The 26,036-nt window shown below is 59.4% G+C and carries 16 protein-coding genes; 8 read left to right on the top strand and 8 right to left on the bottom strand.

All coding sequences use genetic code 11. The annotated features are described in order from the left end of the window. The first annotated feature begins 866 nt into the window (after window positions 1-866). From OQ460_RS03375 to OQ460_RS03390, 4 genes are all read left to right on the top strand, one after another. Complete coding sequence (locus tag OQ460_RS03375; protein ID WP_421096172.1) at window positions 867-6,866, top strand: BapA/Bap/LapF family large adhesin; 6,000 nt, start codon at window positions 867-869, stop codon at window positions 6,864-6,866. A 213-nt stretch (window positions 6,867-7,079) separates the two neighbouring features. After that, window positions 7,080-8,450 carry a TolC family outer membrane protein gene (locus OQ460_RS03380; protein ID WP_410020495.1) on the top strand — a complete coding sequence of 457 codons (1,371 nt, stop codon included), beginning with the start codon at window positions 7,080-7,082 and terminating at the stop codon, window positions 8,448-8,450. After that, on the top strand, window positions 8,447-10,630 hold the full coding sequence (locus tag OQ460_RS03385; RefSeq protein ID WP_410020496.1) for a type I secretion system permease/ATPase: 2,184 nt from the start codon (window positions 8,447-8,449) through the stop codon (window positions 10,628-10,630). The genes OQ460_RS03380 and OQ460_RS03385 overlap by 4 nt, the downstream gene beginning before the upstream one ends. A gap of 29 nt (window positions 10,631-10,659) precedes the next feature. Further along, a complete protein-coding gene (locus tag OQ460_RS03390) occupies window positions 10,660-11,847 on the top strand; it encodes an HlyD family efflux transporter periplasmic adaptor subunit (protein WP_410021916.1) in 1,188 nt (395 codons plus the stop codon). 69 nt (window positions 11,848-11,916) lie between these two features. Here the strand turns inward: OQ460_RS03390 and OQ460_RS03395 are convergent, their stop codons facing one another. The 3 genes from OQ460_RS03395 to OQ460_RS03405 form a co-directional block, all read right to left on the bottom strand. Next, the gene (locus OQ460_RS03395) at window positions 11,917-14,805 is read right to left on the bottom strand and encodes a UDP-N-acetylmuramoyl-tripeptide--D-alanyl-D-alanine ligase (protein ID WP_410020497.1); all 2,889 of its coding nucleotides are present in this window, start codon (window positions 14,803-14,805) and stop codon (window positions 11,917-11,919) included. A gap of 399 nt (window positions 14,806-15,204) precedes the next feature. Continuing rightward, window positions 15,205-15,405 (bottom strand): hypothetical protein, encoded by a 201-nt coding sequence (locus tag OQ460_RS03400; RefSeq protein WP_410020498.1) that lies wholly within the window; start codon window positions 15,403-15,405, stop codon window positions 15,205-15,207. Between the two features lie 557 nt (window positions 15,406-15,962). After that, window positions 15,963-16,307, bottom strand: coding sequence for a cupin domain-containing protein (locus tag OQ460_RS03405; RefSeq protein ID WP_410020499.1), 345 nt, complete (start codon window positions 16,305-16,307; stop codon window positions 15,963-15,965). 250 nt (window positions 16,308-16,557) lie between these two features. Here OQ460_RS03405 and kynB point away from each other — a divergent pair, with 250 nt between their 5' ends. Together kynB and kynA are read left to right on the top strand one after the other, a co-directional pair. Further along, the gene (gene kynB / locus OQ460_RS03410) at window positions 16,558-17,208 is read left to right on the top strand and encodes an arylformamidase (RefSeq protein ID WP_410020500.1); all 651 of its coding nucleotides are present in this window, start codon (window positions 16,558-16,560) and stop codon (window positions 17,206-17,208) included. After that, a complete protein-coding gene (gene kynA / locus OQ460_RS03415; RefSeq protein WP_410020501.1) occupies window positions 17,205-18,062 on the top strand; it encodes a tryptophan 2,3-dioxygenase in 858 nt (285 codons plus the stop codon). The genes kynB and kynA overlap by 4 nt, the downstream gene beginning before the upstream one ends. A gap of 69 nt (window positions 18,063-18,131) precedes the next feature. Here kynA and OQ460_RS03420 read toward each other — a convergent pair whose 3' ends face one another. From OQ460_RS03420 to antA, 4 genes are all read right to left on the bottom strand, one after another. Beyond that, a complete protein-coding gene (locus OQ460_RS03420) occupies window positions 18,132-19,535 on the bottom strand; it encodes an amino acid permease (protein ID WP_410020502.1) in 1,404 nt (467 codons plus the stop codon). A 71-nt stretch (window positions 19,536-19,606) separates the two neighbouring features. After that, window positions 19,607-20,614, bottom strand: a complete 1,008-nt coding sequence (gene antC / locus OQ460_RS03425) for an anthranilate 1,2-dioxygenase electron transfer component AntC (RefSeq protein ID WP_410020503.1) — start codon at window positions 20,612-20,614, stop codon at window positions 19,607-19,609. A gap of 48 nt (window positions 20,615-20,662) precedes the next feature. Then, entirely contained in the window at window positions 20,663-21,154 is a 492-nt protein-coding gene (gene antB / locus OQ460_RS03430) for an anthranilate 1,2-dioxygenase small subunit (protein ID WP_410021917.1), read from the bottom strand. Further along, window positions 21,154-22,545 (bottom strand): anthranilate 1,2-dioxygenase large subunit, encoded by a 1,392-nt coding sequence (antA, locus tag OQ460_RS03435; RefSeq protein ID WP_410020504.1) that lies wholly within the window; start codon window positions 22,543-22,545, stop codon window positions 21,154-21,156. The genes antB and antA overlap by 1 nt, the downstream gene beginning before the upstream one ends. A gap of 309 nt (window positions 22,546-22,854) precedes the next feature. On the opposite strand from antA, the gene OQ460_RS03440 reads away from it, so the two are divergent. After that, a complete protein-coding gene (locus tag OQ460_RS03440) occupies window positions 22,855-23,856 on the top strand; it encodes an AraC family transcriptional regulator (protein ID WP_410020505.1) in 1,002 nt (333 codons plus the stop codon). A 54-nt stretch (window positions 23,857-23,910) separates the two neighbouring features. Here the strand turns inward: OQ460_RS03440 and OQ460_RS03445 are convergent, their stop codons facing one another. After that, complete coding sequence (locus tag OQ460_RS03445; protein ID WP_410020506.1) at window positions 23,911-24,786, bottom strand: LysR family transcriptional regulator; 876 nt, start codon at window positions 24,784-24,786, stop codon at window positions 23,911-23,913. 114 nt (window positions 24,787-24,900) lie between these two features. Here OQ460_RS03445 and OQ460_RS03450 point away from each other — a divergent pair, with 114 nt between their 5' ends. Further along, window positions 24,901-26,025 carry a muconate cycloisomerase family protein gene (locus OQ460_RS03450; RefSeq protein WP_410021918.1) on the top strand — a complete coding sequence of 375 codons (1,125 nt, stop codon included), beginning with the start codon at window positions 24,901-24,903 and terminating at the stop codon, window positions 26,023-26,025. Window positions 26,026-26,036 lie beyond the last annotated feature (11 nt).

The following is a 26,036-nucleotide window of genomic DNA, read 5'->3' on the forward strand; positions in this document are numbered from 1 at the left end:
ATTCATATAACGTTTACGAGTGTTATATAAGGTCGGTATCACTAATTTACTATTCAATTCGAAGTGAATTTGGTGAGTTGTTAAAGTCTCGAAATAATTATTTACAAATTGCCGGAATGGCGCTTAAAACTGCAGTTTTTCTCACGTGGCAATCATTAAAGTAAAGTTCAATGTGTGTGGAATTATCATGCAGTGATAATGTGTGCCTGAGTTATTTGACATGAATATGCAGTGAGTTCACAGAACAAACACTGACAAGTAGTGAGTGTTTTTACCGTCGGTATTTTCCTCTTTGATGTTGAGTTGCGCCCCGTTAGTATCGATTTTGCGAGCGTGCCACTATTGTGGCACTTCGATGAATGGTCACTGACTAGCTGTACCTTTCAAGTTGTGCAGGTGTGTTCGAAATGGCGGATGAATGGATGCGTACCTCAAGTCTTTCCAGGCTTGCGACCGATCAGGCCGCCGGGGCCAGGCAGCTCGATGGGGCGCCCATTTTGGCTCGTAGCCTCTGCTCATTGCTCTACCTCTGGTCGTGTGGCCGCCCCGCCTCCCTGGCGCCTGCGCAGTCTGACGTGTCTCTGCGTGACCTCATGACAATGGCGCGCCATACCTCAAAAGCCCTGACAAAAACCCCTTCGCAAGCCACTCAGATTTCACGCTACAGGATCGATGCTCCGCGCAGTCGATGTGTGACGCGCTTGCACTTGCGCGAAGAGACCGGTGTGGGCTGACGACTAACTCCTGGTTAGTCTTTCAATAACGCGAATTTAGATTTAATGCTCGGCGGTTAATACCGCAGAAGGCATTTGTTCGCGCTGGAAAAACTATATGTCCATGTTTATCGAAGAGAAAACAGGTGCAAAATGGAAAATATAACAATTGTCGATAAAGCAACGGGAACGACGGCAGAATATGCTTTCGGTGACGTCATCCTGAAAGAAACAGGGATTGTGAAATTGCCGTTCGGTCCTGAAAGCGTGCAGTCTTTTCAGCAGTCCGGGCAAAACCTGGTGGTCACTCTCAAGTCTGGAGAAACCATCACCATTCAAAACTTTTTTGTAGTTGGCGCTGACGGTGCGACCAGCCAGCTGGTCATGACGAACGCCGACGGAACGTTGTTGTTGGGCAACTATTCATCGCCTTACTCGGGCTTTACGTTCAAAGAGATTTCCTCACTCGACGATCTGGCCGGGGCTGTGATACTGGCAGAAAACTCGACCCCGAGCTGGGTACTCTGGGGTCTGGGGCTTCTCGGCGTGGGCATTGCGGCTGCCGCACTTGACGGTGGTGGCGGCGGAGGTGGTGGTGGCAATGGCGCGGCACCGGGTGCTGCGACTGACTTATCGGTCAGTGCCGACGGCCTGAGCGTCCTGGGTAAAGGACAGCCAGGTACCACGGTGCATATCAGAAACGCCGATGGCCTCGTGGTCGGTACCGGCAAAGTCGGTGCTGACGGTACTTTCAAGATCGACCTGAATGCACCCCATACCAACGGCGAGACCCTGAAAGTTGTCCTCACGGACTCCGCCGGCAATTCATCGCCCCCCGCCACAGTTGTTGCCGGTGATACGACCGCGCCTGACGCGCCGACCAATCTGGTTGTCAACGAAAACGGGACCACGGTCACCGGCAAGGGTGAGCCTGGTTCTACGGTGACGATCAAGGATGCCGACGGCAACGTGATCGGCACCGGTAAAGTCGGTACTGACGGTACCTTCCAGGTCACACTGAATCCGCCTCAGATCAATGGCGAAACGCTAAAAGTGACATTGACGGACGCCAAGGGGAACGAATCCCTGCCGGGTACGGTAGTTGCCATCGACATTGATGATACTGACGCCGACGCCGACGCCGACGCCGATGCCGATGCCGATGCTGACGCTGACGCTGACGCTGACGCCGACGCCGACGCCGATGCTGACGCTGACGCGGATGCCGATGCCGATGCCGATGCTGATGCTGACGCCGACGCCGACGCCGACGCCGACGCCGACGCGGATGCTGATGCTGATGCCGACGCGGATGCTGATGCTGATGCTGATGCTGATGCCGATGCCGATGCCGATGCCGATGCCGATGCAGATGCAGATGCTGACGCCGATGCCGATGCCGACGCCGACGCAGATGCTGACGCGGATGCCGATGCCGATGCCGATGCCGATGCTGATGCTGATGCTGATGCCGACGCGGATGCTGATGCTGATGCTGATGCCGACGCGGATGCTGATGCTGATGCCGACGCAGATGCTGACGCCGATGCCGATGCCGATGCCGATGCCGATGCCGATGCGGATGCGGATGCGGATGCCGACGCAGATGCTGATGCCGATGCCGATGCCGATGCCGATGCCGACGCGGATGCCGATGCGGATGCCGACGCCGATGCCGATGCCGATGCTGACGCCGACGCGGATGCTGATGCCGACGCAGATGCTGATGCCGATGCCGATGCCGATGCTGATGCTGATGCCGATGCCGATGCCGATGCCGATGCCGATGCCGATGCCGATGCCGATGCTGACGCCGACGCGGATGCTGATGCCGACGCAGATGCTGACGCCGATGCCGATGCCGACGCCGATGCCGATGCGGATGCCGATGCGGATGCGGATGCCGACGCCGATGCTGACGCCGACGCCGACGCCGACGCCGATGCCGACGCCGATGCCGACGCCGATGCCGATGCCGACGCCGATGCCGACGCCGATGCCGACGCCGATGCCGACGCCGATGCCGACGCCGATGCCGACGCCGATGCCGACGCCGATGCCGACGCCGATGCCGACGCTGACGCGGATGCCGATGCTGACGCGGATGCTGATGCTGATGCTGATGCTGATGCCGACGCAGATGCTGACGCCGACGCTGACGCGGATGCCGATGCCGATGCCGACGCAGATGCTGACGCGGATGCGGATGCGGATGCGGATGCCGATGCTGATGCTGATGCTGATGCTGATGCTGATGCCGATGCCGATGCCGATGCGGATGCGGATGCGGATGCTGACGCGGATGCCGATGCCGATGCTGACGCCGACGCCGACGCCGACGCCGACGCCGACGCCGACGCCGACGCCGACGCGGATGCTGATGCCGACGCAGATGCTGACGCCGATGCCGATGCCGACGCCGATGCGGATGCTGACGCTGATGCCGATGCCGATGCCGATGCCGATGCCGATGCTGACGCCGACGCCGACGCCGACGCCGACGCGGATGCTGATGCCGACGCAGATGCTGACGCCGATGCCGATGCCGACGCCGATGCCGACGCGGATGCTGATGCTGATGCCGACGCGGATGCTGATGCTGATGCTGATGCTGATGCCGACGCGGATGCTGATGCTGATGCCGACGCAGATGCTGACGCCGATGCCGATGCCGATGCCGATGCCGATGCCGATGCCGATGCCGATGCGGATGCGGATGCCGACGCAGATGCTGATGCCGATGCCGATGCCGATGCCGACGCGGATGCCGATGCGGATGCCGACGCCGATGCCGATGCCGATGCTGACGCCGACGCGGATGCTGATGCCGACGCAGATGCTGACGCCGATGCCGATGCCGATGCCGATGCCGATGCTGATGCTGATGCTGATGCCGATGCCGATGCCGATGCCGATGCCGATGCTGACGCCGACGCGGATGCTGATGCCGATGCGGATGCCGATGCGGATGCCGATGCCGATGCGGATGCCGATGCGGATGCCGATGCCGATGCGGATGCCGACGCCGATGCTGACGCCGACGCCGACGCCGATGCCGACGCCGATGCCGACGCCGATGCGGATGCCGATGCCGATGCCGACGCTGACGCGGATGCCGATGCTGACGCGGATGCTGATGCTGATGCTGATGCCGACGCAGATGCTGACGCCGACGCCGACGCCGACGCCGACGCTGACGCGGATGCCGATGCCGACGCAGATGCTGACGCGGATGCGGATGCGGATGCCGATGCTGATGCTGATGCTGATGCTGATGCTGATGCCGATGCCGACGCGGATGCCGATGCCGATGCTGACGCCGACGCCGACGCCGACGCCGACGCGGATGCTGATGCCGACGCAGATGCTGACGCCGATGCCGACGCCGATGCTGATGCTGACGCTGATGCCGATGCCGATGCCGATGCCGATGCTGACGCCGACGCCGACGCCGACGCCGACGCGGATGCTGATGCCGACGCAGATGCTGACGCCGATGCCGATGCCGATGCCGACGCCGATGCCGACGCTGATGCCGATGCCGATGCCGATGCCGATGCGGATGCCGACGCCGATGCGGATGCTGACGCTGACGCTGATGCCGACGCCGACGCTGATGCTGATGCCGATGCCGATGCCGATGCCGATGCCGATGCGGATGCGGATGCCGATGCGGATGCTGACGCTGATGCCGACGCCGACGCCGACGCCGACGCCGACGCCGATGCGGATGCGGATGCTGACGCCGATGCCGATGCCGATGCCGATGCCGATGCCGACGCGGATGCTGATGCCGATGCCGATGCCGACGCCGACGCCGACGCCGATGCTGATGCCGACGCTGATGCCGACGCGGATGCGGATGCGGACGCCGACGCGGATGCTGATGCTGATGCTGATGCTGATGCTGATGCTGATGCCGATGCCGATGCCGATGCTGACGCGGATGCCGATGCCGATGCTGACGCCGACGCCGACGCCGACGCCGACGCCGACGCCGATGCTGATGCCGACGCGGATGCTGATGCTGATGCCGATGCCGATGCCGATGCCGACGCGGATGCTGATGCCGATGCGGACGCCGACCTAGAAGCAACCGACGACGTCGCCACTGCAGAACTAACCGTCACTCCCGTCACTACGCAGACAGCGCTGGACGACATGCGCGTATTCACGTTGCTGGGAGTAGGTGGTATCCAGCTCGGGGTGCCTTCGCTGGCGCAGGAATTCACGGTGGATGCTGGAAGCACCGGGACGTTGAACCTGTCCTTCAGTCAGGCAGATCTGCTGTCTGTCCTGGGCGGCGGCTTTACCGGGAAGCTTGAAGTCAGCGATGGAGCTGGCGGCTGGACTCCTATCGACCAGGCCAGCGGCGGTTCGGGCCTGCTCGATCTGCTGGGGCTGTTCGGTTCGGGTACTACCGCGCAAATCGAAGGCCTGGCCGCAGGTGAGTATCGCTTCACGCTCACCCTCGACCCTAACCTGGTATCGATTGGCGCCAGTGCAACAGCCGGCTTGAGTGTCGATAACGAAAGCCTGACCGACTTCATTGTCGAGCCCGGCGCTGACGTTGAAGGTAACGTCATCACCGATCCAGGCTTCAATGGGCAGCCGGACTCCACGGGGCCTCTGGGTGATGCGACGGTGCAGGTAGAAGTCGACGGCGTGTTTGTCGATGCAGGCACCACGGTCGGTACGGTCCTGCAAGGGCTGTACGGTGAGCTGACGATCTTTGCCAATGGCGATTACAGCTACACGCCAAATGGCGATGTGGCGAGCATTGGCCAGGTCGATAGCTTCGCGTATCAACTGGTGACGGCGGCAGGCGGTGTGGCTTCGGCCAACCTGTACATCCGCATAGACAGCAACGATACGACGATTGTCTGGAGCCCTACCGATCCGTCGGCACCGGGTGTCGTGGATGTTGTTGCCACGGATGATATCGGCGCTGCACAGGTCGATATCGATAACCTGGTCGAAACGCAAAGCCTGACGGGAATCGTCTACTCGCCGCCATTGCTCTTCGGTAATGGTCAGGGGACGGGTGAGAGCTTTGTGGTGGCTGCCGACGCGACGGCAGAGCTGGAGATTAGCCGCAGCTTCTCAGGTATCGGCTTGCTGCCTACGACGACGATCAACCTGCAGAAACTGATCGACGGTACCTGGACCACGCAGCAAACCACGACCACGGAAACTCATACCTTCACTGGGCTGGATGCGGGTGAGTATCGAGTGATATCGACGACTGGCGCGCTTGCATCGGTCGGGAGTGTGACGGTCAACCAGACGTTGGTCACTACCCACCTGACGGAGTTCGTCACGGGTGCTGCAGTTGCCGCAACGGGCAACGTCCTTGAGCTCAGCGATCTATCGCCAGCAGACAGCCTCGGCTCGACGCTGACCGTACTGACGGTGCTGAGCAATGGGGACTATGTCATACCGGGCCAGAATGGAGCGGTTGTCCAGGGGCTCTATGGCACGCTGACGTTGCATGCGGACGGTGCTTACACCTACACGCCAACCCCAGGGCTGGCGCTGGAGAACGTCGGCCAGGTGGATAAATTCACCTATAAACTCACCACACCAGGCGGTCAGGAGGACACCGCTGATCTGTACATCCGCATCGACTCACCAGACCGCGACCTGGTCTGGGACGACGCCAACCCTGGCTCACCTGCCACTGAGGGCGCCGGTTTCGCCGCCGCCAGCTTCATGGTGGATCCGGCTGGTGATGACAGTGCGGGCTCTGAAGGCAGCACAGACAGTGGCAGCGAACACCCTGTGGTGGCCGACGGCACTGACTTCACCCACGTCGATGGTGGCGCGGGTGCAGATGGGTTGTTGTGGGAGGGTGGTGATGCAGCCATCAACCTGGGCGACCTGATCGGTACTGCCAATGGTGTGCAGAGCATTGACCTGAACAACGTCAGCGCGGTTGACCTGACGTTGAGCCTGGAGGACCTGGTATCCATTACAGGCTCCGCGTCGGATTACTTGATGATCCAGGGCGACGATCAGGACAGTGTCCATCTGACAGGCGACTGGTCCGCCGGTGCGACCCAGGTAGAAAACGGTCTGGAGTACGTGATCTACACAAGCCAGGAAGATCAAGCCCATCAGCTGTGGGTACAAAGCGGCATCAGCGTGGTTTAACCACGCATCCAACGGCCGGGCCGTCAGGCCCGGCTTCCTCACCAATGTTTATTTCAACGATGGACCGTGCCTGTTCTCAGGCACGGTCTATGGTTGTACCCATCAGGTTTGATAATAATCAGGGGACTTGTAGTGAGGCATAAGAGTTTGGTCAGACAGTTGTCTGCAGTTTTGCTGATCGCGGCAGTGACCGCACCGGCGCATGAGCAGGTCATGGCCGCGTCGTTTAGCGACGACGAAGAAAGCGTCAACATCATTAGCCCCAGTGATTTGGGCACGAATTTACCGGGTGGGTCCACGGGCGTCAGTGCCCCGGTACCACCGCAACGCGTTATACCGAAGAATGTCGACCTGCCACGGGCTATTCAATTAGCGGTGGAATGGCATCCAGCCATTTCAGAGGCGATCGGTCGGCTATACCAGCAAAACGAGAACGTGAACATCGCCCGTTCCGGTTATTACCCGCAAGTGAGCGGCGGCTTCAACACTGGCTACGATAGCGGCCTGAGTGGCAATGGCCAGAGCCGGACCTTTTCCGTGTCGGCATCACAGATGCTTTACGATTTTGGCAAGGTGTCCAGCTCCGTGGACAGTGCCCTGGCTCGCGTCAATGGCAGCCAGGCGGCGGTCCTGCTGTCGATCGATCAGGTGTCGCGCGATACCTCGTTCGCCATGATCGAACTGCAGCGCTCGCAACTGCTGGTGGCATTGGCGGGCGAGCAGATCGACGGTATTTCGGCGATTGCGGAGCTGGCGAAGAAACGCAGCGACATGGGCGCCAGCACCCGTTCCGACCTGATCCAGGCGCGCTCGCGAGTCGAGGCGTCGGTGGCAACGCAGTTGCAGTTCCAGGCGCAGTTCAATCGCTGGCGCAGCACGTTGAGCAGTTTACTGGGATCGCAGTCACCGGTGAGTGTTTCGCAGGATTTTCCGGCGAGCCTGGAGCAGTCCTGCCAAGGCGTAGTGCCTGATGAAGCGGTCACGCCAACACTGTTGATCGCCCAGGCGCAACGGATCGACGCCCTGGCGCTGATCGCCCAGGCCCGGGCCGAAGCGTTGCCCACCGTATCGTTGGATCCATCGGTGACTCAGTACCTGGACAACAACGACGACAGCAACATCCCTGGCGGTCGGGATCGGACCCGTTACGGTGTGTTCCTCAACGTGAAGATGCCGCTGTATCAGGGTGGCGCTATCACGGCGCGCAAGTCCGCCGCCCAACAAGCGTTGCGCTCGGCCGAAGCGGCCAACGATGCTGCCCGTCTTGAAGTGCGCCAGAGCCTGTTGGAGGCACGGGATCAGATTTCCAGCCTGACCCAACGCCTGTCTACCCTGGATTTTCGTGAGCGCAGTATCTCCGAGACCCGTGACCTTTACCGCCAGCAGTACCTCGAGCTGGGCACCCGGCCGCTGCTGGACTTGCTCAATGCCGAGCAGGAAATCCACCAGGCACGCATGGACCGGGAAAACACTGCGGCTGACCTGCGTCGCCTGAAAATCGATTGCCTTTACAACACCGGTGGATTGCGCACGGCATTCCACCTGGATAACAGCACCTTGCAAGGTGTGGAGATTCGGCCATGAATGATGCCGTGATGCTTGAGGGTGACATGGGCCCAGTGGCGCCTGTACTCAACCCTGTGCCCGGATTTGATTATGAGGTGTGGCTGGAAGCAGTGTTGTGCGTGGCCCGACATTATCGTCTGGAGTGCTCGGCGCAAGGGATCCGGCTCGCCGCACAGTGGACCGAAGGTGCGTCGGTGGAGGACGTGGTGCGGCAGATGGCGCGCCAGGCCGGGTTGAATTGCGTGATAGCCGACTTCAGCCCCTCGACCTTGATGCAACGGCAACTGCCGATCATTGTGCAATTCAGCGATGGTCAGGTTGGCGTTCTGGAAACCCTTGGTGATGGCGAGCACGTCGGCATTGCCTACAGCGGCGACGGCGGCCTGCAAAGCAGCCTCAACCAGCAGGATCTGCTCGACTCGGCACGCAAGACCGTGATTCTGCGGCCGATGAGTGCCGTACGCGACAATCGAGTGGACGACTACATCAAGCCTTATGACAAGGGCTGGTTCAAAGGCATCGTGCTGCGCGACATGCGGCCCTACGGTTACGTCATGCTGGCGTCGTTGGTGACCAGCGTGCTCGGACTGGCAGGCGTGCTGTTTTCCATGCAGGTCTACGACCGGGTTATCCCGGCCGAGTCGATGCCCACTTTATATGTGCTGTTCGGCGGCGTCATGCTGGCGCTGTTATTCGACTACATCATGCGCATCACCCGTGCGCGGATCACCGACATGCTCGGCAAGCGCGCGGATATTCGTGTGTCCGACCTGGTATTCGGACACGCCATTCGCCTGCGCAACAGCGTTCGTCCCAAGTCCACCGGCGCGTTCATTTCCCAGCTCAAGGAGCTGGAACAACTGCGTGAGCTGATTACTTCAAGCACGGCGTCGGCGCTGGCGGACTTGCCGTTTTTCCTGTTGTTCCTGGTGATCTACTGGATCATTGCCGGGCCACTGGTGGCGATTCCCATGGTGGCGGTGTTGTTTCTGGTGGTGCCGGGTTTGTTGGCGCAGAAGAAGCTCGCGTCACTGGCCAGCCAGTCAATGCGTGAAAGTTCGTTGCGCAGTGCCATGTTGGTGGAGACCGTCCAGGGGCTCGACGACATCAAGGCATTGCAGGCTGAACAGCGCTTCCAGCACCAATGGAACCACTACAACACCACGTGTGGCGATGCCAGCCTGCGGCTGCGCATGCTGACCAACAAGTTGGTGACCTGGAGCAATAGCGTGCAGGGTTCGGTGTTCGCCGTCGTGGTGGTGTTCGGCGCGCCCATGGTCATGGCCAGCGACATGACCACCGGTAGCCTGGTGGCGGCCTCGATTCTCGCGTCGAGAATGATGGCCCCGATGTCTCAGATTACCCAGGTCATGACCCGCTGGCAGCAGGCCAAGGTGGCGCTGAAAAGCTTGAACGGGCTGATGGAACTGCCGGTGGATCATGCCGAAGGCAGCAAGCGAGTGCATTTACCCATGGTGCGTGGCCATTACGTGCTCAACCAGGCGGCCTTTCAATATAACGACAACGCCCCGGTACCCGCCTTGCTGGTGGCCGACCTGCAGATCCAGCCGGGCGAGCGCATAGCCATTCTGGGTCGCAATGGCGCGGGCAAGTCGACGTTGCTGCAAGCGCTGTCCGGCATGCTCGACCTCAAGGGCGGCAGCATCAGCCTCGACGGGGTTGCCCTGGGCCACATCGACCCGGCGGACGTGCGCCGCGATGTCGGCCTGATGACCCAAAACTCGCGCCTGTTTCACGGCACCCTGCGGGACAACCTGATCATGGGCGCGCCCCATGCGTCCGATCAGGAAATACTCCAGGCCCTGGCATTGACCGGCGCGGCAGACTTTATCGGCAAGTTCCCCGACGGCATGGACCACATGATTCTGGAAGGCGGCCTCGGATTGTCCGGCGGGCAGCGCCAGTCATTGCTGTTGTCGCGCTTGATCATCCGCCAGCCGCATATTGTCCTGCTGGACGAACCTACGGCATCCCTGGATGAAGCGACCGAGCGCCAGTTCATCCAGAACCTGGACAAATGGGCGGCCCACCGCACGCTGATCATCGCCACCCATCGCATGAGCGTATTGAGTCTGGTGAACCGGATCATCGTCGTCGACAACGGGCAGATCATTGTCGATGACAGCAAGGACAATGCGATCGCCCGGCTTTCCAAACCCAAGGGGAAGAAACAGTGAAAACCCATGAGCGCAAAAGAATTCCCCTGCTGGGTCCCGAGGACGAAGGCGCCCGCCATTACAACGACGGTATCGACGACAACACTGTGGTGCGCTCGACGCGGGTGGTCTTCTGGGTGTTTGTCCTATTGATCGCCTTTGGCGCCTGGGCATACATCTTTGAAATCGATGAAGTCTCGACCGGCAGCGGCAAGGTCATCCCCACTTCCCGTGAACAGATTATCCAATCCCTGGAAGGCGGTATCGTCACTGCGCTGAACGTGGCGGAGGGCGATATCGTCAAGAGCGGGCAGGTATTGGCGAAGCTCGACCCGACCAAGACTGAATCCAACTTTGACGAAAGCGCTTCCAAATACCGGGCGTCCCTGGCCAGCGTTGCGCGTTTGCAAGCGGAAGTGAACGGCAAGCCGTTGGCGTTTCCGGCCGAGCTAAAAACCCATCCGGAGTTGATCCTGGCCGAAACCGATTTGTTCAACTCCCGTCGCAGAGGCCTGGAAGACACCCAGTCGGGCTTGCGTTCATCCCTATCCCTGGTACGCAGCGAACTGCAGATTACCGAGAACCTGGCCAAGGTCGGCGCCGCCAGCAATGTCGAAGTGCTGCGTCTCAAACGCCAGAAAGCAGAGCTGGAGATGAAGTTGACCCAGGCCCGCTCCGACTACATGGTGCGCGCCGGTGAAGACCTGGCCAAGGCCAACGCCGACGTCGAGACGCTGTCATCGATCATGCGCGGGCGCTCTGACTCGGTGACGCGCTTGACCCTGCGCTCTCCGGTGCGCGGAATCGTCAAAGACATCGAAGTCACCACCATTGGCGGGGTCATTCCGCCCAATGGACGCCTGATGCAGATTGTGCCGCTGGATGAGCAACTGTTGATCGAGGCTCGCATATCGCCGAGGGACATTGCCTTCATTCATCCGGATCAAGTGGCCAAGGTCAAGATCACCGCCTACGACTACGCGGTTTATGGCGGCATGGATGGCAAGGTGGTGACCATCTCGCCCGACACCATCCAGGATGAAGTCAAGCCTGAGGTTTTCTACTATCGGGTATTTATCCGCACCGACGCCGATACCTTGAAAAACAAGGCCGGCAAGTCTTTCTCCATTGTTCCGGGGATGATTGCGTCGGTGGACATCAAGACCGGGCAGAAAACCATTCTCGACTATTTGATCAAACCGATGAACCGCGCGCGTGAGGCGCTGCGCGAGCGTTAGAGGAGGGGCGCACAGTGGATTCAAGGCTACGGCCGTAGCTTTGATCCACTGTGCAACGTAAGAGGTTGCTTACCGGGTGAGCGCTGCTTGCTCTGTCGCCCGGAGCCATTCGCAAACCTGCGACAGACCCGTGCCTCCCGAGCTTTTCACCAACACCCAATCCCCTGGTTGAAAGCACTGCGCCGGATCCTGCATCAAGGCCTGGTTCAGCGCCTTGGCATTCTCGAACCACTGGACCGACAGCTCGTCACGCAGGGCCAGGTAAAGCCCATGCATCAACGGGCCGCACAGCAATACTCGCCGTGGGGCGGCCAATCGCAATGGAGTTATCAGTTCCAGGTGATAACGCTGGGCATCCGGGCCTAGCTCCAGCATGTCCCCCAGGACCAGCACCCGGTGGCGGGAAGTGACGGGCAGGTCGGCGATAGAGTGCAGCGCTGCAGTCATGGAGCCGGGGTTGGCGTTGTAGGCATCGTTGATCAGGTGGAAATGACCGCCTGGGCACTGGATCTGCATGACATTACCCCGTCCGTCGACGGGCTCGAACCCGGTCAGGACCTTGAGCGCTTCGCCGGCTGGCAGGCCTGCGGCAAACAGTGAGGCCAACACCGACAAGGCGTTGAGCACCATATGCCGGCCGCGGGCTCGCAGGGTGAACTCGAGTGTCTGTGAACCTCGTTGCGCCCTGACGTACACCAGGTTCGCCTCGTTGTGCCAATCCAGCAGCCGCAAGTCCGCATCGGCGTGCTCACCATAACTGGTGACTTTCAGGCGTGCGGTTTGTGCCGCCTGGGCGAATAGCTCGTAATACGGCATGTCGCGGTTGAGGATGGCATGGCCTCCGGGCGCCATGGAGCGGAAGATCGCGCTTTTCTTGCGCGCCAGGTTTTCCAGCGTGCCGTGGTATTCCAGATGCGCAGGAGCCAGGCCGGTGACGATGGCGAATTGCGGGCGAACCAGCTCCGAGTTGATCGGCATCCGTCCCACGGCCATTTCCAGGACCCAGAACTTTGCGGTCGGTGGCATGCACGCCAGGTTCCAGGCAATACCCGGAGGCAGGTTGGCATTGGCTTCGGTTTGCCCGACTTCGCCCCAGTGTTTCAAGGCATGAGTCAGCATTGAGACGACCGTGGTCTTGCCCGAGCTGCCGGTCACACCGAACACCTGGCCTGTGAAATGCTGCCGGGCATAGCGGCCCAATTGCATTGTCGCTTCGCTGGTGTCAGCCACCTGCAGCACCGGCAAACCGCTGTCCAGATAGGGTGTCGGGTCCACGCACAAAAAGGCCGAGGGGCGTCGTTCAGGACTGGCTTGCGCCCAGCGCGTGGCCGATTGCACTTCGTTCGGACCGACCTTGGTGGGCGGGCGGCAAAGCATGCGCTGTGGTTTGAAGAACTGCATCGAAGGTGACAGGCCAGCGGCCCGCCAGCCCGATGGTGGCTGCCTGGCCCAGGTACCCTGCGTTGCACGGGCCAGGGTTTCGGCATCCCAGATCCAGTCGGGCCGGGATTCGGCCCGCGGGGGCAGGTTGACTTGCGGGGCGCCATCGAGCAGGTATCGATGATAGGCAATCAGCCCGGAAAGGTAGTGTTCGACGTCGTCGATACGAACCCTGAACGCGTGATGTCGAATAAAAAAAGCGCCAGCGATACGTGCCGGGTTTGCAAAGAACATCGCTATTTCCGGCCAGAAATAACCGTTGAGCAAGTAGCGGGCGCGATGGTGCAGGGCCCGATAGAACGCGTGCAGGTCGATCTCCTCGAGCAGGTGCTGCAAGGAGGGCTGTTGCGCGATCCGCTCAAGCATTTGCTGGGCGGCCATCATCAACTCCAGCAGCGTGGGGAAGGTGGTGATGCGCTGCTGGACGAACCCCAGGTAACCGGCGACGTTGTTCAGGCCGAAACGGAAGTATTTTTCATGTGGGCGATAGCGCGTCAACTCGTTCACGCAATAGCTGAGCCAGTGGTCATGCTCGCGCCAATGTTCTTTGAGGATGAAGTGATCGAAGGCCTTTTCCACGATATTGAGCCAGCGCTCGTTGCGGGTCAGCCCGTAGAGGCGCATTAGCCCGAACGCGGCTTCGCCATCGTAGTAAATAATGCGAAAAGGCTCTTTGACGCTCAGATCGTTGGCGTGCAAGACGTGGACGAAAGCGCCGGACGCCGGGTCCTGCATCGAGGCCATGCCATTGGCTAGGGCTTCGAGCAGTGGCAGGTAGTGGCGGGTGCCAGTTACCTCGCTGTATTTGACCAAGGCCAACAGGCAGACCGCGTTGCCGCCCAGTTTGATCTCATCGCCGGTGTCCACGAGGAAGGCTGCCACTCTGCCGTCGGGCAGCAGGCTGGGCTTGATCAGTGTCTGGGTCAGGAAGTCCAGCGATCGTTTGATTGCGGCCATCAACGTTTCATCACCGTTGAGTGCCCATGCCTCGATCATCGAGTAAGTGCTGCTGGCATGGCGCAGAGTATTGTAATTCTGGATGGGGCGATCGAAGCAGGGGAAATAACCGTAGACGAATTGGCCGCTGTCCTGCACCTGTGCACTCAGGTAAGTGGCTGCACTGCAGATGCGTGCCTTGACGTCGCCTGGCTCCAGGGCTGCCAGGGTACGCCAGCCCACTTGCGTACCGCTGCTGTTGAGCCGGTGAGCCACGCCGTCTTCTGCGCAGAACACCCCTGCTGTATCGAATAGATAAATCAGGCTGTCGGGCTGTAGCGCAGCCAATGCATCGAGGGCTGACGGGCCTGTAAAGCGGCGCTTGGCGTAGACAGCAAAATTCCCGGCATTGAAGGTTGCATGAACGATGTTGCCGCCGCCATAGAGAATGGCATTGGCGTTCAGTTCCTGTTCGGTCAGCGCGATGTGCAGGCCGCTGTCGAAGGCAATGCCGCGCCTGAAATAATTGCGCTTGTGTTGCTTGAGGCGCTCATTGAAGGTTGCCCAGGTCTGGGGTTTCACGTTAATCGCACGTTCGATACGAATCCACGTACGTTCGAGCGCATTGCCCGATTGTTTTACCCGCTTGTCATGCAATCTCTGTAGTTCGGCTGCACCTGTTTGCCACGCGTTTTCGAAGTTGTCGGCGGTAATATGGAAAGTCTGTGCGCGTTTTGTGCTGTCGCTGAACGAGAAAAATAAAGTGCACGAACGTACCATGTTAGATGAGACGTCCTGGTCTTTGGCATCGTTACTCAGCAGTGTATAACAAGCGAGTAATTGCTGTTCCATAGGCATGGCGAACCTATCAATTAAGTAGTTGAAGGTGAATGCGATTTATTTGAGCATTCGATCAATAAGCGGTACAGGCAAGCCAATGCGTATATTGATATACGAAAGTATTAGTTCAAACTAAATGTATCAGGAGTACGTGGATGAATCCTCACGCGAATGCTCTGTGGTCGCAGGCTTGATCTGCGTTTCATATTGCTGTAGATGGTCCCTGATCAGCTTGCGAATAACCTGAGAAATTGTAAGGTCAACTTCTTCTGACAAATGCTCCAGTCTCTGTTTGGTTGGAGAGTCGATGAGTATTGTCAGGCGCGTAGTTTTTTCAGACATTTTCTTGATCCTTTTGCAAAAGCGCGGTCTCAACTGCCACGTACAGTAACTGCTAAATAAAGTGATGTGTGTTAAACCTAAGCCTATGTAGTTGTAACTTGATCGGCTCAAAGTCTAATTCAATCACTAGCCGTTTTCCACGAAGGCTGCAGGAAAGTTTTCAGACTGTGAAGTCAACCACCTTTCGCTGCGGCAATCGTTATAATTTTGTTATAATCACATGTGCGTAGTTCGTTAACTCGGTTTTAATGAAGTTAGACGAGACGTTCAATGATGTCAAAATGAAATACTATTTATCACTAAAGTAGTGGTGTTCGACTTGTGATGGTTTATTGGCCTGAGCCCATAAATGGCGCATAAAAAAAGGGGCCTTTGCGGCTAATGCCGATCAGTTAAGCAAAATTCCTGTGGGAGCGGGCTTGCTCGCGATAGCTGTGAGTCAGTCGACATTTTGGTTGACTGATCCGCCGCTATCGCGAGCAAGCCCGCTCCCACAGGTTCTGCTTCTTAACTGACTGGAATTAGCCTCTGCGGCCCCTCGTTCTTGCAGGTGTTCTTCAGGCGAAAACGAAATATTTGCGCACGGTTTCGACCACTTCCCACGTCCCCGTCATTCCAGGTTCAACCACAAAAATGTCACCGGCTCTCAAGTGAATCGGCTCCAGGCCATCCGGGGTGATCACGCAGTAGCCTTCCTGAAAGTGGCAATACTCCCATTTCACATATTCCACTCGCCATTTGCCGGGTGTACAGATCCAGGTGCCCATGATTTTGCTGCCGTCTTCGCTGGTGTAGGCGTTGAGGTTGACGGTGTGCGGGTCGCCTTCGAGCTTTTCCCATTTGCAGGCGTCCAGCACCGGCAGGGGATGGGTATCACGCAGAACGGTGATCGGCTGGGACATGATGACTCCGAGGCAGAAAAAGGGAATTGGAACCCTATAGCGCCTGCCTGTTTGCCAGTGGTCTGAACTCGACATCCATATGCTCAGGAGCGCTGCTGTTGAGTACCCTTGGCATTGTGAAATATCCCTCCATGAAAACCCGATTATTCCGCAGTAAGTTCGAAAAAAATCAGGCAATGCGCTGGAATTCGCAAGATTATTCACGGCTGGCCCTCGTATCATTCACTACAGAGACAACCGAGAGCCTTGTATGAATCCAATAAAAACGTGGTGGGATATCAGCCCGCCCTTGAGTGCCGCGACCCCGACCTGGCCGGGAGATACGCCGTTCCAGGAAGAACGCGTCTGGCAGTTCGGTCCTGAATGCCCGGTGAATGTCGGGCGCATTACCTTGTCGCCCCACACCGGCGCCCATGTCGATGCGCCCCTGCATTACAGCGCCGACGGCGCGCCCATCGGCGAGGTTTCGCTGGATGTGTATCTCGGCCCGTGCCGGGTATTGCACTGCCTGGGCAGTGGCGCGTTGGTGCAACCGCAGCAGTTGCGGGGGCGGTTGGACAACCTGCCGGAGAGGGTCCTGCTACGTACGTATCAACAGGCCCCTCTGACCACCTGGGATGCGGATTTTACCGCCGTGGCCAAGGAATCGGTCGAGTTGCTGGCCAGCCTCGGCGTGCGCTTGATCGGCATCGACACCCCCTCTCTGGACCCGCAGCAGTCGAAGACGATGGATGCCCATAACGCCGTAGCCCGTCACGGCATGGCAATTCTCGAAGGTATCGTCCTCGACGATGTGCCCGAGGGCGATTACGAGTTGATCGCGCTGCCGCTACGTTTTGCCAACCTCGATGCCAGCCCGGTACGAGCAATCCTGCGCCCGCTCAAGGAGCCCACGCGATGAGCCAATGTCCTTTCTCTGCCGATTACCAGCCACCGGAAGAGTGGCATAACGCCGAGCTGAATTTTTCCGAGTCAATGAGCTACGGCGACTACCTCGACCTGGGCCGCGTGCTGAGCGCCCAGCATCCGCTGTCGCCGGACCACAACGAAATGCTGTTCATCATCCAGCACCAGACCTCGGAGCTGTGGATGAAGCTGATGCTGCACGAACTCAAGGCCGCCCGTGAACATGTGCGCCTGGGTGAACTGCCGCCGGCGTTCAAGATGCTGGCGCGGGTCTCGCGGATCTTCGATCAACTGGTACACGCCTGGGCGGTTTTGGCCACGATGACGCCGTCGGAGTACTTGTCGATCCGCCCGTACCTGGGCCAGTCGTCGGGGTTCCAGTCGTTCCAGTACCGTGAAATCGAATTTATCCTCGGCAACAAAAGCCCGGCACTGTTGCGCCCGCATGCCCATCGCCCGGAGTTGTTGAAGGAACTGCAGGTGGCGATTGCCACACCGTCGTTGTATGACGAGGCGATCAACCTGATGGCCAAGGCCGGGCTGGCGATTGACCCGCAACGTGCGCAGCGCGATCCAACGGCAGCCACTGTTCATGATGATTCGGTAGAGGCGGCATGGCGCGAGGTTTATCGCGACCCGAGCCGTTATTGGGACCTGTACCAATTGGCCGAGAAGTTCATCGACCTCGAAGACTCCTTCCGCCAGTGGCGCTTTCGCCACGTCACCACGGTGGAGCGGATCATCGGCTTCCAGCCGGGTACCGGCGGTACCGAAGGCGTGGGTTACCTGCGCAAGATGCTCGACACCGTGCTGTTCCCCGAACTGTGGCGAGTGCGCTCTTCGCTGTAACCCGGCTGCAATAAAAAGCCCCGGCATTCATCGAATGCCGGGGCTTTTTTATTCAGCGATAAGCGCGGGTCATTGTGCCGTGGCTACGGCCCGGGCTTTCTTCATGCGCAGCCAGTACGCGACAAAGATGATCCCCACCCACACCGGCATCGCATACACCGATGAACGAATGCCCGGAATCGCCAGCATCACGCAGATGATCATCGCCATGAACGCCAGGCACAGGTAATTGCTGAACGGGAACCAGAACGTCTTGAACGACGGCACCACTCCTTGCTCGGCCATGGCCTTGCGGAACTTGATGTGGGTCAGGCTGATCAGCGCCCAGTTGATCATCAGCGACGCGACCACCAAGGCAAACAACAGCTCCAGGGCGTCATGCGGGGCGACGTAGTTGATCACCACGCACAGCAAGGTCACGGCGGCCGAGATGCCCAGCGCACGCAAGGGCACGCCTTGCTTGTTGAGCTTCATCAGCGCCTTGGGTGCATCGCCTTGTTCGGCCAGGCCAAACAGCATGCGGCTGTTGCAGTACACGCCGCTGTTATACACAGACAAGGCCGCAGTCAGCACCACGAAGTTGAGGATGTGCGCAGCGGTGTCGTTGCCGATCAGCGAGAAGATCTGCACGAACGGGCTGCCGCTATAGGCATCGCCGGACGCGCCCAAGGTTTGCAGCAACTGGTCCCATGGATACAGCGACAGCAGCACGGTCAGCGCACCGACGTAGAAAATCAGGATCCGGTACACCACCTGGTTGATCGCCTTGGGGATCACCTTGCGCGGTTCGCTGGCTTCGGCGGCGGTAATACCCACCAGTTCCAGGCCGCCGAACGAGAACATGATGAACGCCATGGCCATCAACAGCCCCATGCCGCCATTCGGGAAGAAGCCGCCGTGGTCCCACAGGTTACTGATTGACGCTTGCGGGCCGCCGGTGCCGCTGAACAGCAGGTAGCAGCCGAGCACGATCATGCCGACAATTGCCACCACCTTGATGATCGCGAACCAGAATTCGGTCTCGCCGAAAAACTTCACGTTCAACGTATTGATCAGGTTCACTGCGATGAAGAACACCACGGCGCTGGCCCAGGTCGGAACCTCCGGCCACCAGAACTGGATGTACTTGCCCACTGCCGTCAGTTCGGCCATGCCCACCAGCACATACAGGACCCAGTAGTTCCAGCCGGCCAGGAAGCCCGCATAGCCGCCCCAGTACTTGTGGGCGAAGTGGCTGAAGGAGCCGGCAACCGGTTCCTCGACGATCATTTCACCCAATTGGCGCATGATCAGGAAGGCAATGAAGCCGGCTATTGCATAGCCCAGGATCATCGACGGCCCCGCCGACTTCAGCACCCCGGCCGAACCGAGGAACAAGCCCGTACCAATCGCCCCTCCCAGGGCAATCAGCTGAATATGCCGGTTTTTCAGGCCACGCTTGAGGCCCACCGGGTTAACCATGTCATCCGCCATTAACATTCCCTTCTACTTGTTTTTTTCAGGGTTGATCCTGCACGCCAGACCCGCCCCTCATTGCTGAGGGGTCAGATATTACTCTCGGTAAACTTTTCGTAATACAGTTGAACGCCATCAAGTGCCTGATCCAGCAGCCAGTTTTTGATGGATTCGACCATTGGAGGTGGGCCGCATACGTACATATCGGCCGGTCTATCCCGCAATTCGGCCATGTCGAAATGTTCGGTCAGGTAGCCGCGCTTGCCGGTCCACTGCGGCGATGGGTCGCTGAGCACTTGTGTGTAGCGAAAACCCTGCAGGGTTCGGGCGTAGTCCTGGATGCGCTCGGCTTCGCACAGGTCTTCGGCCCCGCGCACGCCATAGTACAAGTGCACCGGCTGCTCGCACCCACGTTCGACCAATTGATCGAGCATGCCCAGCAAGGCCGAAAGCCCGGTTCCACCTGCAACCAGCACCAGCGGCCGGGTCACGTGGCGCAAGTAAAATGCCCCCAACGGTGCTTCCAATTGCAGTTCGTCGCCCACCTGGCACCGCTCACGCAGGTAATTGCTCATAACCCCGTCAGGCAGCAGGCGGATCAGAAACTGCAAGCGGCTACCCGGTCGATTGGCGAAAGAGTACGAGCGCTGTTGCTCGGTGCCGGGGATCGACAGTCGCGCATATTGGCCAGGCAAAAAGTCCAATGGCTGCTCGAGCTGGATATGCATGATTGCTGTGCTGGACGAAACCTGTTGCACCTGGCACACCTTGCCGGTCAGGCGCAGTGGCCCCGGTGCGTTGCACAGGCTTGAATCAAAGTCGAAGTAAAACGCCGCATCGGATTTGACCCGGGTCTGGCAACTGAGCATTTTGCGCTGTTGCAGGTCTAGGCTGGAAAGGGCCTCTTCATCTACATAATCCTGGCTGTAGTCACCGGATTCGCAGCGTCCCTGGCAGGTGCCGCATACGCCTTCACGGCAGTCCAGCGGGATCTTGATGCCGCTGCGCAAGGCGGCGTCCAGCAGGATTTCGTTGGCGCCCACCGCAAAGAACAAGGTCTTGCCGTCGGCAAAGCTGAAGGCCACTTTATGATTCATCCACCATTCTCCGAAGTTGGGGGTAATACCTGTAGGGGCAAGCCACCGTCACAGGTGATAGAAATCCAGCACCGAGTTGATGGTGTCGTTGAGCAGCAGCGCGTGCTTGCGGGTGATTACCCAGCTCTCGCCTTCAGGTTTGAGGCTATAGGTGGCGTGGCCGTAGAACTGCTCCGAAGTGGCCAGCCGATAAAACAGCGTGTGCCAGTTCAACTGTACTTGCAGTTGCCCGTCTGCCTGCTCGGCAATACGTACATTGCTGATCAAGTGCAGGGTGCGCGGCATGGGGGTGGCTGACGCGGCCTTACCGGTGCGCAGGCGAAACACCCGGTCTTCAAGGCCCGAGCGGTTGGCGTAGTAGATCAGCGACATCTCGCGCTTGGGATCATGGGTGTAAACGTGTTCCGAATCCCACTGCGGCAAATGGAACTCGCTTTGCGGGTCGAACAGCTGCACATAGGCGTCCCAATCCTGGGCGTCACACAGCTCGGACTTGCGGTAGAAAAACTGCTCGATCTGGTACTGCAATTGCGCATTCATCATTTCACCTCCTGCAGTTTCAGCGCCTGAGCGTCGAGTCCGTCCAACAGGAACTTCTGCCAGTTGCGGTGCTGGTTGACGTACAGCCCTTCGTGGGTGAATTCGGTACCGGTCATGGCCGGCTGGATGCCGATTGCTTCGCTGTTGGGCGTCGGGCCGGTTTCCCAGCGGTGGCTGCCGCGGGAGATATCGCTCCAGCGTTCCAGGCGCCCCTGGAAGCCGCGCTGGGCTTCGCGAAATTCCACCAGGTCGTCAGGTGTGCCCATGCCGGACACGTTGAAGAAGTCTTCGAACTGGCGGATGCGGTTTTCGCGGTCGGCGTCGCTCTCGTTCTTCACCCCCAGGCACTGGCTGATGATCTCGGTCTTATTCCAGGCCACCGGACGGATGATTCGTAACTGGGAGCTGATCTGGTCGAGGAAAAACAGGCTGGGATAGACGTTCAGGTTGCGCAGGCGATGCATCATCCACTCGGCCTTTTGCTGGCCGTGTTCCTGTACCAGGCGCGGCATGATCGTGGCGTAGCCCGAACGCACGCTGGGGTTGGGCATGTCGCTGAACAACACGCTGTGCCCGTTGTTGAAGGCGAACCAGCCGTCGTCGGTGTTGGCATCTCCGGCGCCCAGCTTGCTGTAGTCCAGGGTCGTGCCTGCGCCTGTGCCATTTTGCGTATTGACCTGCTGGCGATGCTGCACGGTGGCCACGTAGTTATAGTGCACAGTGCTGACGTGGTAACCGTCCAGGCCGTTTTCGTTTTGCAGTTTCCAGTTGCCGTCGTAGGTATAGGCAGATTTGCCCGGCAGCACTTCCAGATCCCCGGTGGCGGATTGCGCGACCATCATGTCGAAGAACACCTTGGCGTCGCCGAGGAAGTCTTCCAGGCTGTTGGTGCCCGCCACGTCGAGGCTGATAAACACAAAACCCTTGTAACTCTCGATCCGCGCTTTTTTCAGGCCGCGGGTGGCCTTGTCGAACCCTTCCGGGTATTCCCCCGGCGCCTTGACCTTCACCAGGCGGCCATCGCTCTTGTAGCACCAGGCATGGAACGGGCACGTGAAGGTGGACTGGTTGCCCTTGCCGACGCGGGTCAAGGTAGTGCCGCGATGTTGGCAAGCATTGATCAGGGCGTTGAGCTGGCCTTCGCCGTCACGGGTGATGATCATCGGCTGGCGCCCGGCGCGCATGGTCACAAAATCGTGGTTGTTGGCCAGTTCGCTTTCGTGACAGGCATAGATCCAGTTCTTTTCGAAGATCAGCTCCATCTCCAGATCGAACAGTTCGGGTTCGGTGAACATGTCACGGGCAATGCGGAACACTTGGTCGGCCGGCCGGAAATCCAGGCAACTTTCGATAAATGTTTTCCACTGTTCGACGCTTCTTGCACCACTCATGGGAGGCACCTTTTATTGTGTGGCTGATCGGTGGCTCATTTAGCGGGCGGGCAAGGGTGTGGGGCTATCCGGTTAGTGGGGGAAGGTGGGCCGGATAGTTGGGGATCAAATACCCACGGTGGTGCAGGGCGGTGACGCTATGCGCTACTGTCTTGCCAGGCAATTGTCGCAAGAGTCGTTTTCTTATCCAGATAGTCTGCGATTGCTATCCACTCAGTGGCCAAGCCGCTGGCATGGCGCAGAACTTGCCTTGATCCAACGGACGCGCCGTCAGAGCGCGCTGGCCACAACCGCCGTGAGTGCAGCCTGATGAGTAGCCATACACGCGATATACGTATTGAACGTTTCGATCTTGAGGGCGCCCGCACCTGGATGTCCGGCATTTGCGGGCCGCACCGCCTGGAAACCGCGACGCCCGAGCGCCTGCGCTTCCACCACAGCGCCAATGTGTTCAAGTCCCGTGCGACTACGCTTGGGATCATTGAATACGGTACCGACGTCACCATCGACATTGAAGACGCCGAGCACTTCAGCAGCTACAGCTTGAGCCTGCCGCTGGTGGGCGAGCAGGAACTGAGCAAGGGCGGTGAACGCCTGAGTTCCAATCGCGACCAGGGCGTGATCATTTCGCCCAACGAACATCAGGTGCTGGCGATCTCCGGTGACTGCCGCAAGCTGCAAGTGGTGATCACCCGTGCCGCGATGAGTGAGTCGCTGGAAGGGTTGTTGCAACGCTCGATTGATGCGCCGCTGCGCTTCGAGTCGGTGATGGACGCGGTGGGCGGCACTTCAGCGGCGTGGTGGCGCATGGCGCGCTACTTTATTGCCGAGCTGGAGCTGGGCAGTGAGCTGTATGAGCAGGCGGCGTTTACCCGTGATCTGGAAAGTTCGCTGATCAAAGGGCTGATCCTCGCCCAGCCGAACAACTACTCCGAAGAGCTGATCAGCGTGTTGGGGGCCAAGTTGCCGCATTATCTGATCCGCGCCCGCCAGTACATCCATGACCATGCACGCGACGCCGTGCATCTGGAAGACCTTGAAATCGCCGCGGGGGTGTCGCGGTTCAAGCTGTTCGATGCGTTTCGTAAATACTTCGCCCTGTCGCCGATGGCCTATCTGAAGAAGTACCGCTTGAGCGCCGTGCGTCAGGAGATCCTTGAACACGGCGCCATTCGTACCATTTCCGAAATTGCCCTGGGTTGGGGGTTCACCCACCTGGGACGGTTCTCTGCGCAGTACCGCAAGCTGTTCGATGAGTCGCCCAGCCAGACCTTGCAACGCAACGATGCCCGGCGCATGCGCGGTACATGAACACACTGAAGACAAAAATGTGGGAGCGGGTTCGGCGCGATGTCGAGGGAAGTATCAGATCAACTCTTCGACCAACTGCAGGCAGTGACTGAGGCCCAGCGACTGGTCGTTGACCCGTCGGCTGAGAATGATCGGCGAGGTCGCGGTGGTTTCGACAATCGGCGTGTAGTCGATGTCCGCCCGATGCAGGATCTGCACCGAGGCCGGTACCAGTGTCACACCCATGCCAGCACCGACCAGGCCGATAGCGGTCTGCAATTCATTGGTCCATTGCGCGACCTTGATCGGCAGGCCATGGGTGTCGAACAACGCGATCACATGGTCGGCATAGCTGGGCCGTGGATTGCCGGGGTAGAGCACCAGTGGCTCGCCGGCCAGTTGCGCCAGGGTCACCGGCGCGCCCAGCAGCGAATGGCCGGCTGGCAACACGGCCACCAGGCGGTCCTCCACCAATACCCGCTGGACGATGGCCGGGTCGTCAATGCGAATCCGCCCGAAGCCCACGTCAATCCGCCCGGCCTTGAGTGCATCGACCTGTTGCAGGGTGGTCATCTCCGACAACCCCAGCTCCAGTTCCAGTACGTCATGGCTGCGCAGGCGACGAATCAGCTCAGGCAAGACGCCGTACAACGTCGACGGCGCAAAACCGATGCCCAGCCAGGTTTTCTGCCCCAGGCCGATGCGTCGGGTGTTGTCGCAAACCTTGCCCAGTTGTTCCAGCAGCACATTGGCGTGCTCATAGAAAAAACGCCCGGCTTCGGTCAGCCGCAACGGCCGGCCACGTTCCAGCAATACCACGCCCAACTCGTCTTCCAATTGCTGGATCTGCCTGCTCAATGGCGGCTGGGCGATGTGCAGGCGTTCAGCGGCACGGGTGAAGTTCAGGGTTTCTCCCAACACCTGAAAGTAACGCAGATGGCGCAGCTCCATGCGGACTCCTTCCATACCTCAAGGGTATTGTTCGAGACCCATTCTATATTGGAACCCGCAAAAGAACCGGAACAGAATCGACCTCAATCAATAAAGAACCCAATGGGTATTGTCATGCCGATTTGTGCCATCGAATCGATCGAGACCATCATCGTCGATCTCCCCACCATCCGCCCGCATAGACTGGCGATGCACACGATGCAGAACCAGACGCTGGTAATCATTCGCCTGCGCTGCGCCGATGGCACCGAAGGCATGGGGGAGTCCACCACCATCGGCGGCCTGAGCTACGGCAACGAAAGCCCCGACAGCATCAAGACCAATATCGACCAACACTTCGCCCCGTTGTTGATCGGCCAGGACGCCAACAACATCAACGCGGCGATGTTGCGCCTGGAGCGCTGCATTCGCGGCAATACATTTGCCAAATCCGGTGTCGAGAGCGCTTTGCTCGATGCCCTCGGCAAACGCCTGAACCTGCCGGTCAGCGAACTGCTCGGCGGACGCGTGCGCGATGCCTTGCCCGTGGCCTGGACACTGGCCAGCGGCAACACCGGGCAAGACATTGCCGAAGCCGAAAAAATGCTCGACCTGCGCCGCCATCGCATTTTCAAACTCAAGATTGGTGCCGGAGAAGTGGGGCAGGACCTGGCACATGTCATTGCGATCAAAAAAGCCCTGGGCGAGCGCGCAAGTGTCAGGGTTGACGTGAATCAGGCCTGGGACGAAGCCGTTGCGCTACGTGCCTGCAAGGTATTGGGGGATAACGGAATCGACCTGATCGAACAGCCCATCTCTCGCAATAACCGCGGCGGCATGGCGCGGCTCAACCTGTCGAGCCCGACGCCGATCATGGCTGATGAGTCCATCGAGAGTGTCGAAGATGCCTTCAATCTGGCCCGCGAGGGCGCTGCTTCGGTGTTCGCCCTGAAGATTGCGAAAAACGGTGGCCCGCGCGCGGTGCTACGCACGGCGGCAATTGCCGAAGCGGCTGGCATCGGCCTGTATGGCGGGACCATGCTTGAAGGCGGTATCGGCACGCTGGCATCGGCCCATGCCTTCCTCACGCTGAACAAGTTGGCGTGGGGTAGCGAACTGTTTGGCCCGCTGCTGCTCACCGAAGACATTCTTACCGAGCCACTGCTGTACCGCGATTTCCAGCTGCATGTCTCGACCGCGCCCGGCCTGGGCCTGGCTATCGATGAAGAGCGCCTGGCGTTCTTTCGTCGTGACAAATAACAAGAGGACGC

Source organism: Pseudomonas imrae (assembly GCF_046352735.2).
GTDB classification, from domain to species: Bacteria; Pseudomonadota; Gammaproteobacteria; order Pseudomonadales; family Pseudomonadaceae; genus Aquipseudomonas; species Aquipseudomonas imrae.

Coding starts and splice junctions, on each gene's coding strand:
- OQ460_RS03380 (WP_410020495.1), top strand. CDS start 7,080: ATGGCCGCGTCGTTTAGCGACGACGAAGAAAGCGTCAACATCATTAGC.
- OQ460_RS03385 (WP_410020496.1), top strand. CDS start 8,447: ATGAATGATGCCGTGATGCTTGAGGGTGACATGGGCCCAGTGGCGCCT.
- OQ460_RS03450 (WP_410021918.1), top strand. CDS start 24,901: ATGCCGATTTGTGCCATCGAATCGATCGAGACCATCATCGTCGATCTC.
- OQ460_RS03420 (WP_410020502.1), bottom strand. CDS start 19,535: ATGGCGGATGACATGGTTAACCCGGTGGGCCTCAAGCGTGGCCTGAAA.
- OQ460_RS03375 (WP_421096172.1), top strand. CDS start 867: ATGGAAAATATAACAATTGTCGATAAAGCAACGGGAACGACGGCAGAA.
- antB (WP_410021917.1), bottom strand. CDS start 21,154: ATGAATGCGCAATTGCAGTACCAGATCGAGCAGTTTTTCTACCGCAAG.
- OQ460_RS03440 (WP_410020505.1), top strand. CDS start 22,855: ATGAGTAGCCATACACGCGATATACGTATTGAACGTTTCGATCTTGAG.
- antC (WP_410020503.1), bottom strand. CDS start 20,614: ATGAATCATAAAGTGGCCTTCAGCTTTGCCGACGGCAAGACCTTGTTC.
- OQ460_RS03445 (WP_410020506.1), bottom strand. CDS start 24,786: ATGGAGCTGCGCCATCTGCGTTACTTTCAGGTGTTGGGAGAAACCCTG.
- kynA (WP_410020501.1), top strand. CDS start 17,205: ATGAGCCAATGTCCTTTCTCTGCCGATTACCAGCCACCGGAAGAGTGG.
- OQ460_RS03400 (WP_410020498.1), bottom strand. CDS start 15,405: ATGTCTGAAAAAACTACGCGCCTGACAATACTCATCGACTCTCCAACC.
- kynB (WP_410020500.1), top strand. CDS start 16,558: ATGAATCCAATAAAAACGTGGTGGGATATCAGCCCGCCCTTGAGTGCC.
- antA (WP_410020504.1), bottom strand. CDS start 22,545: ATGAGTGGTGCAAGAAGCGTCGAACAGTGGAAAACATTTATCGAAAGT.
- OQ460_RS03405 (WP_410020499.1), bottom strand. CDS start 16,307: ATGTCCCAGCCGATCACCGTTCTGCGTGATACCCATCCCCTGCCGGTG.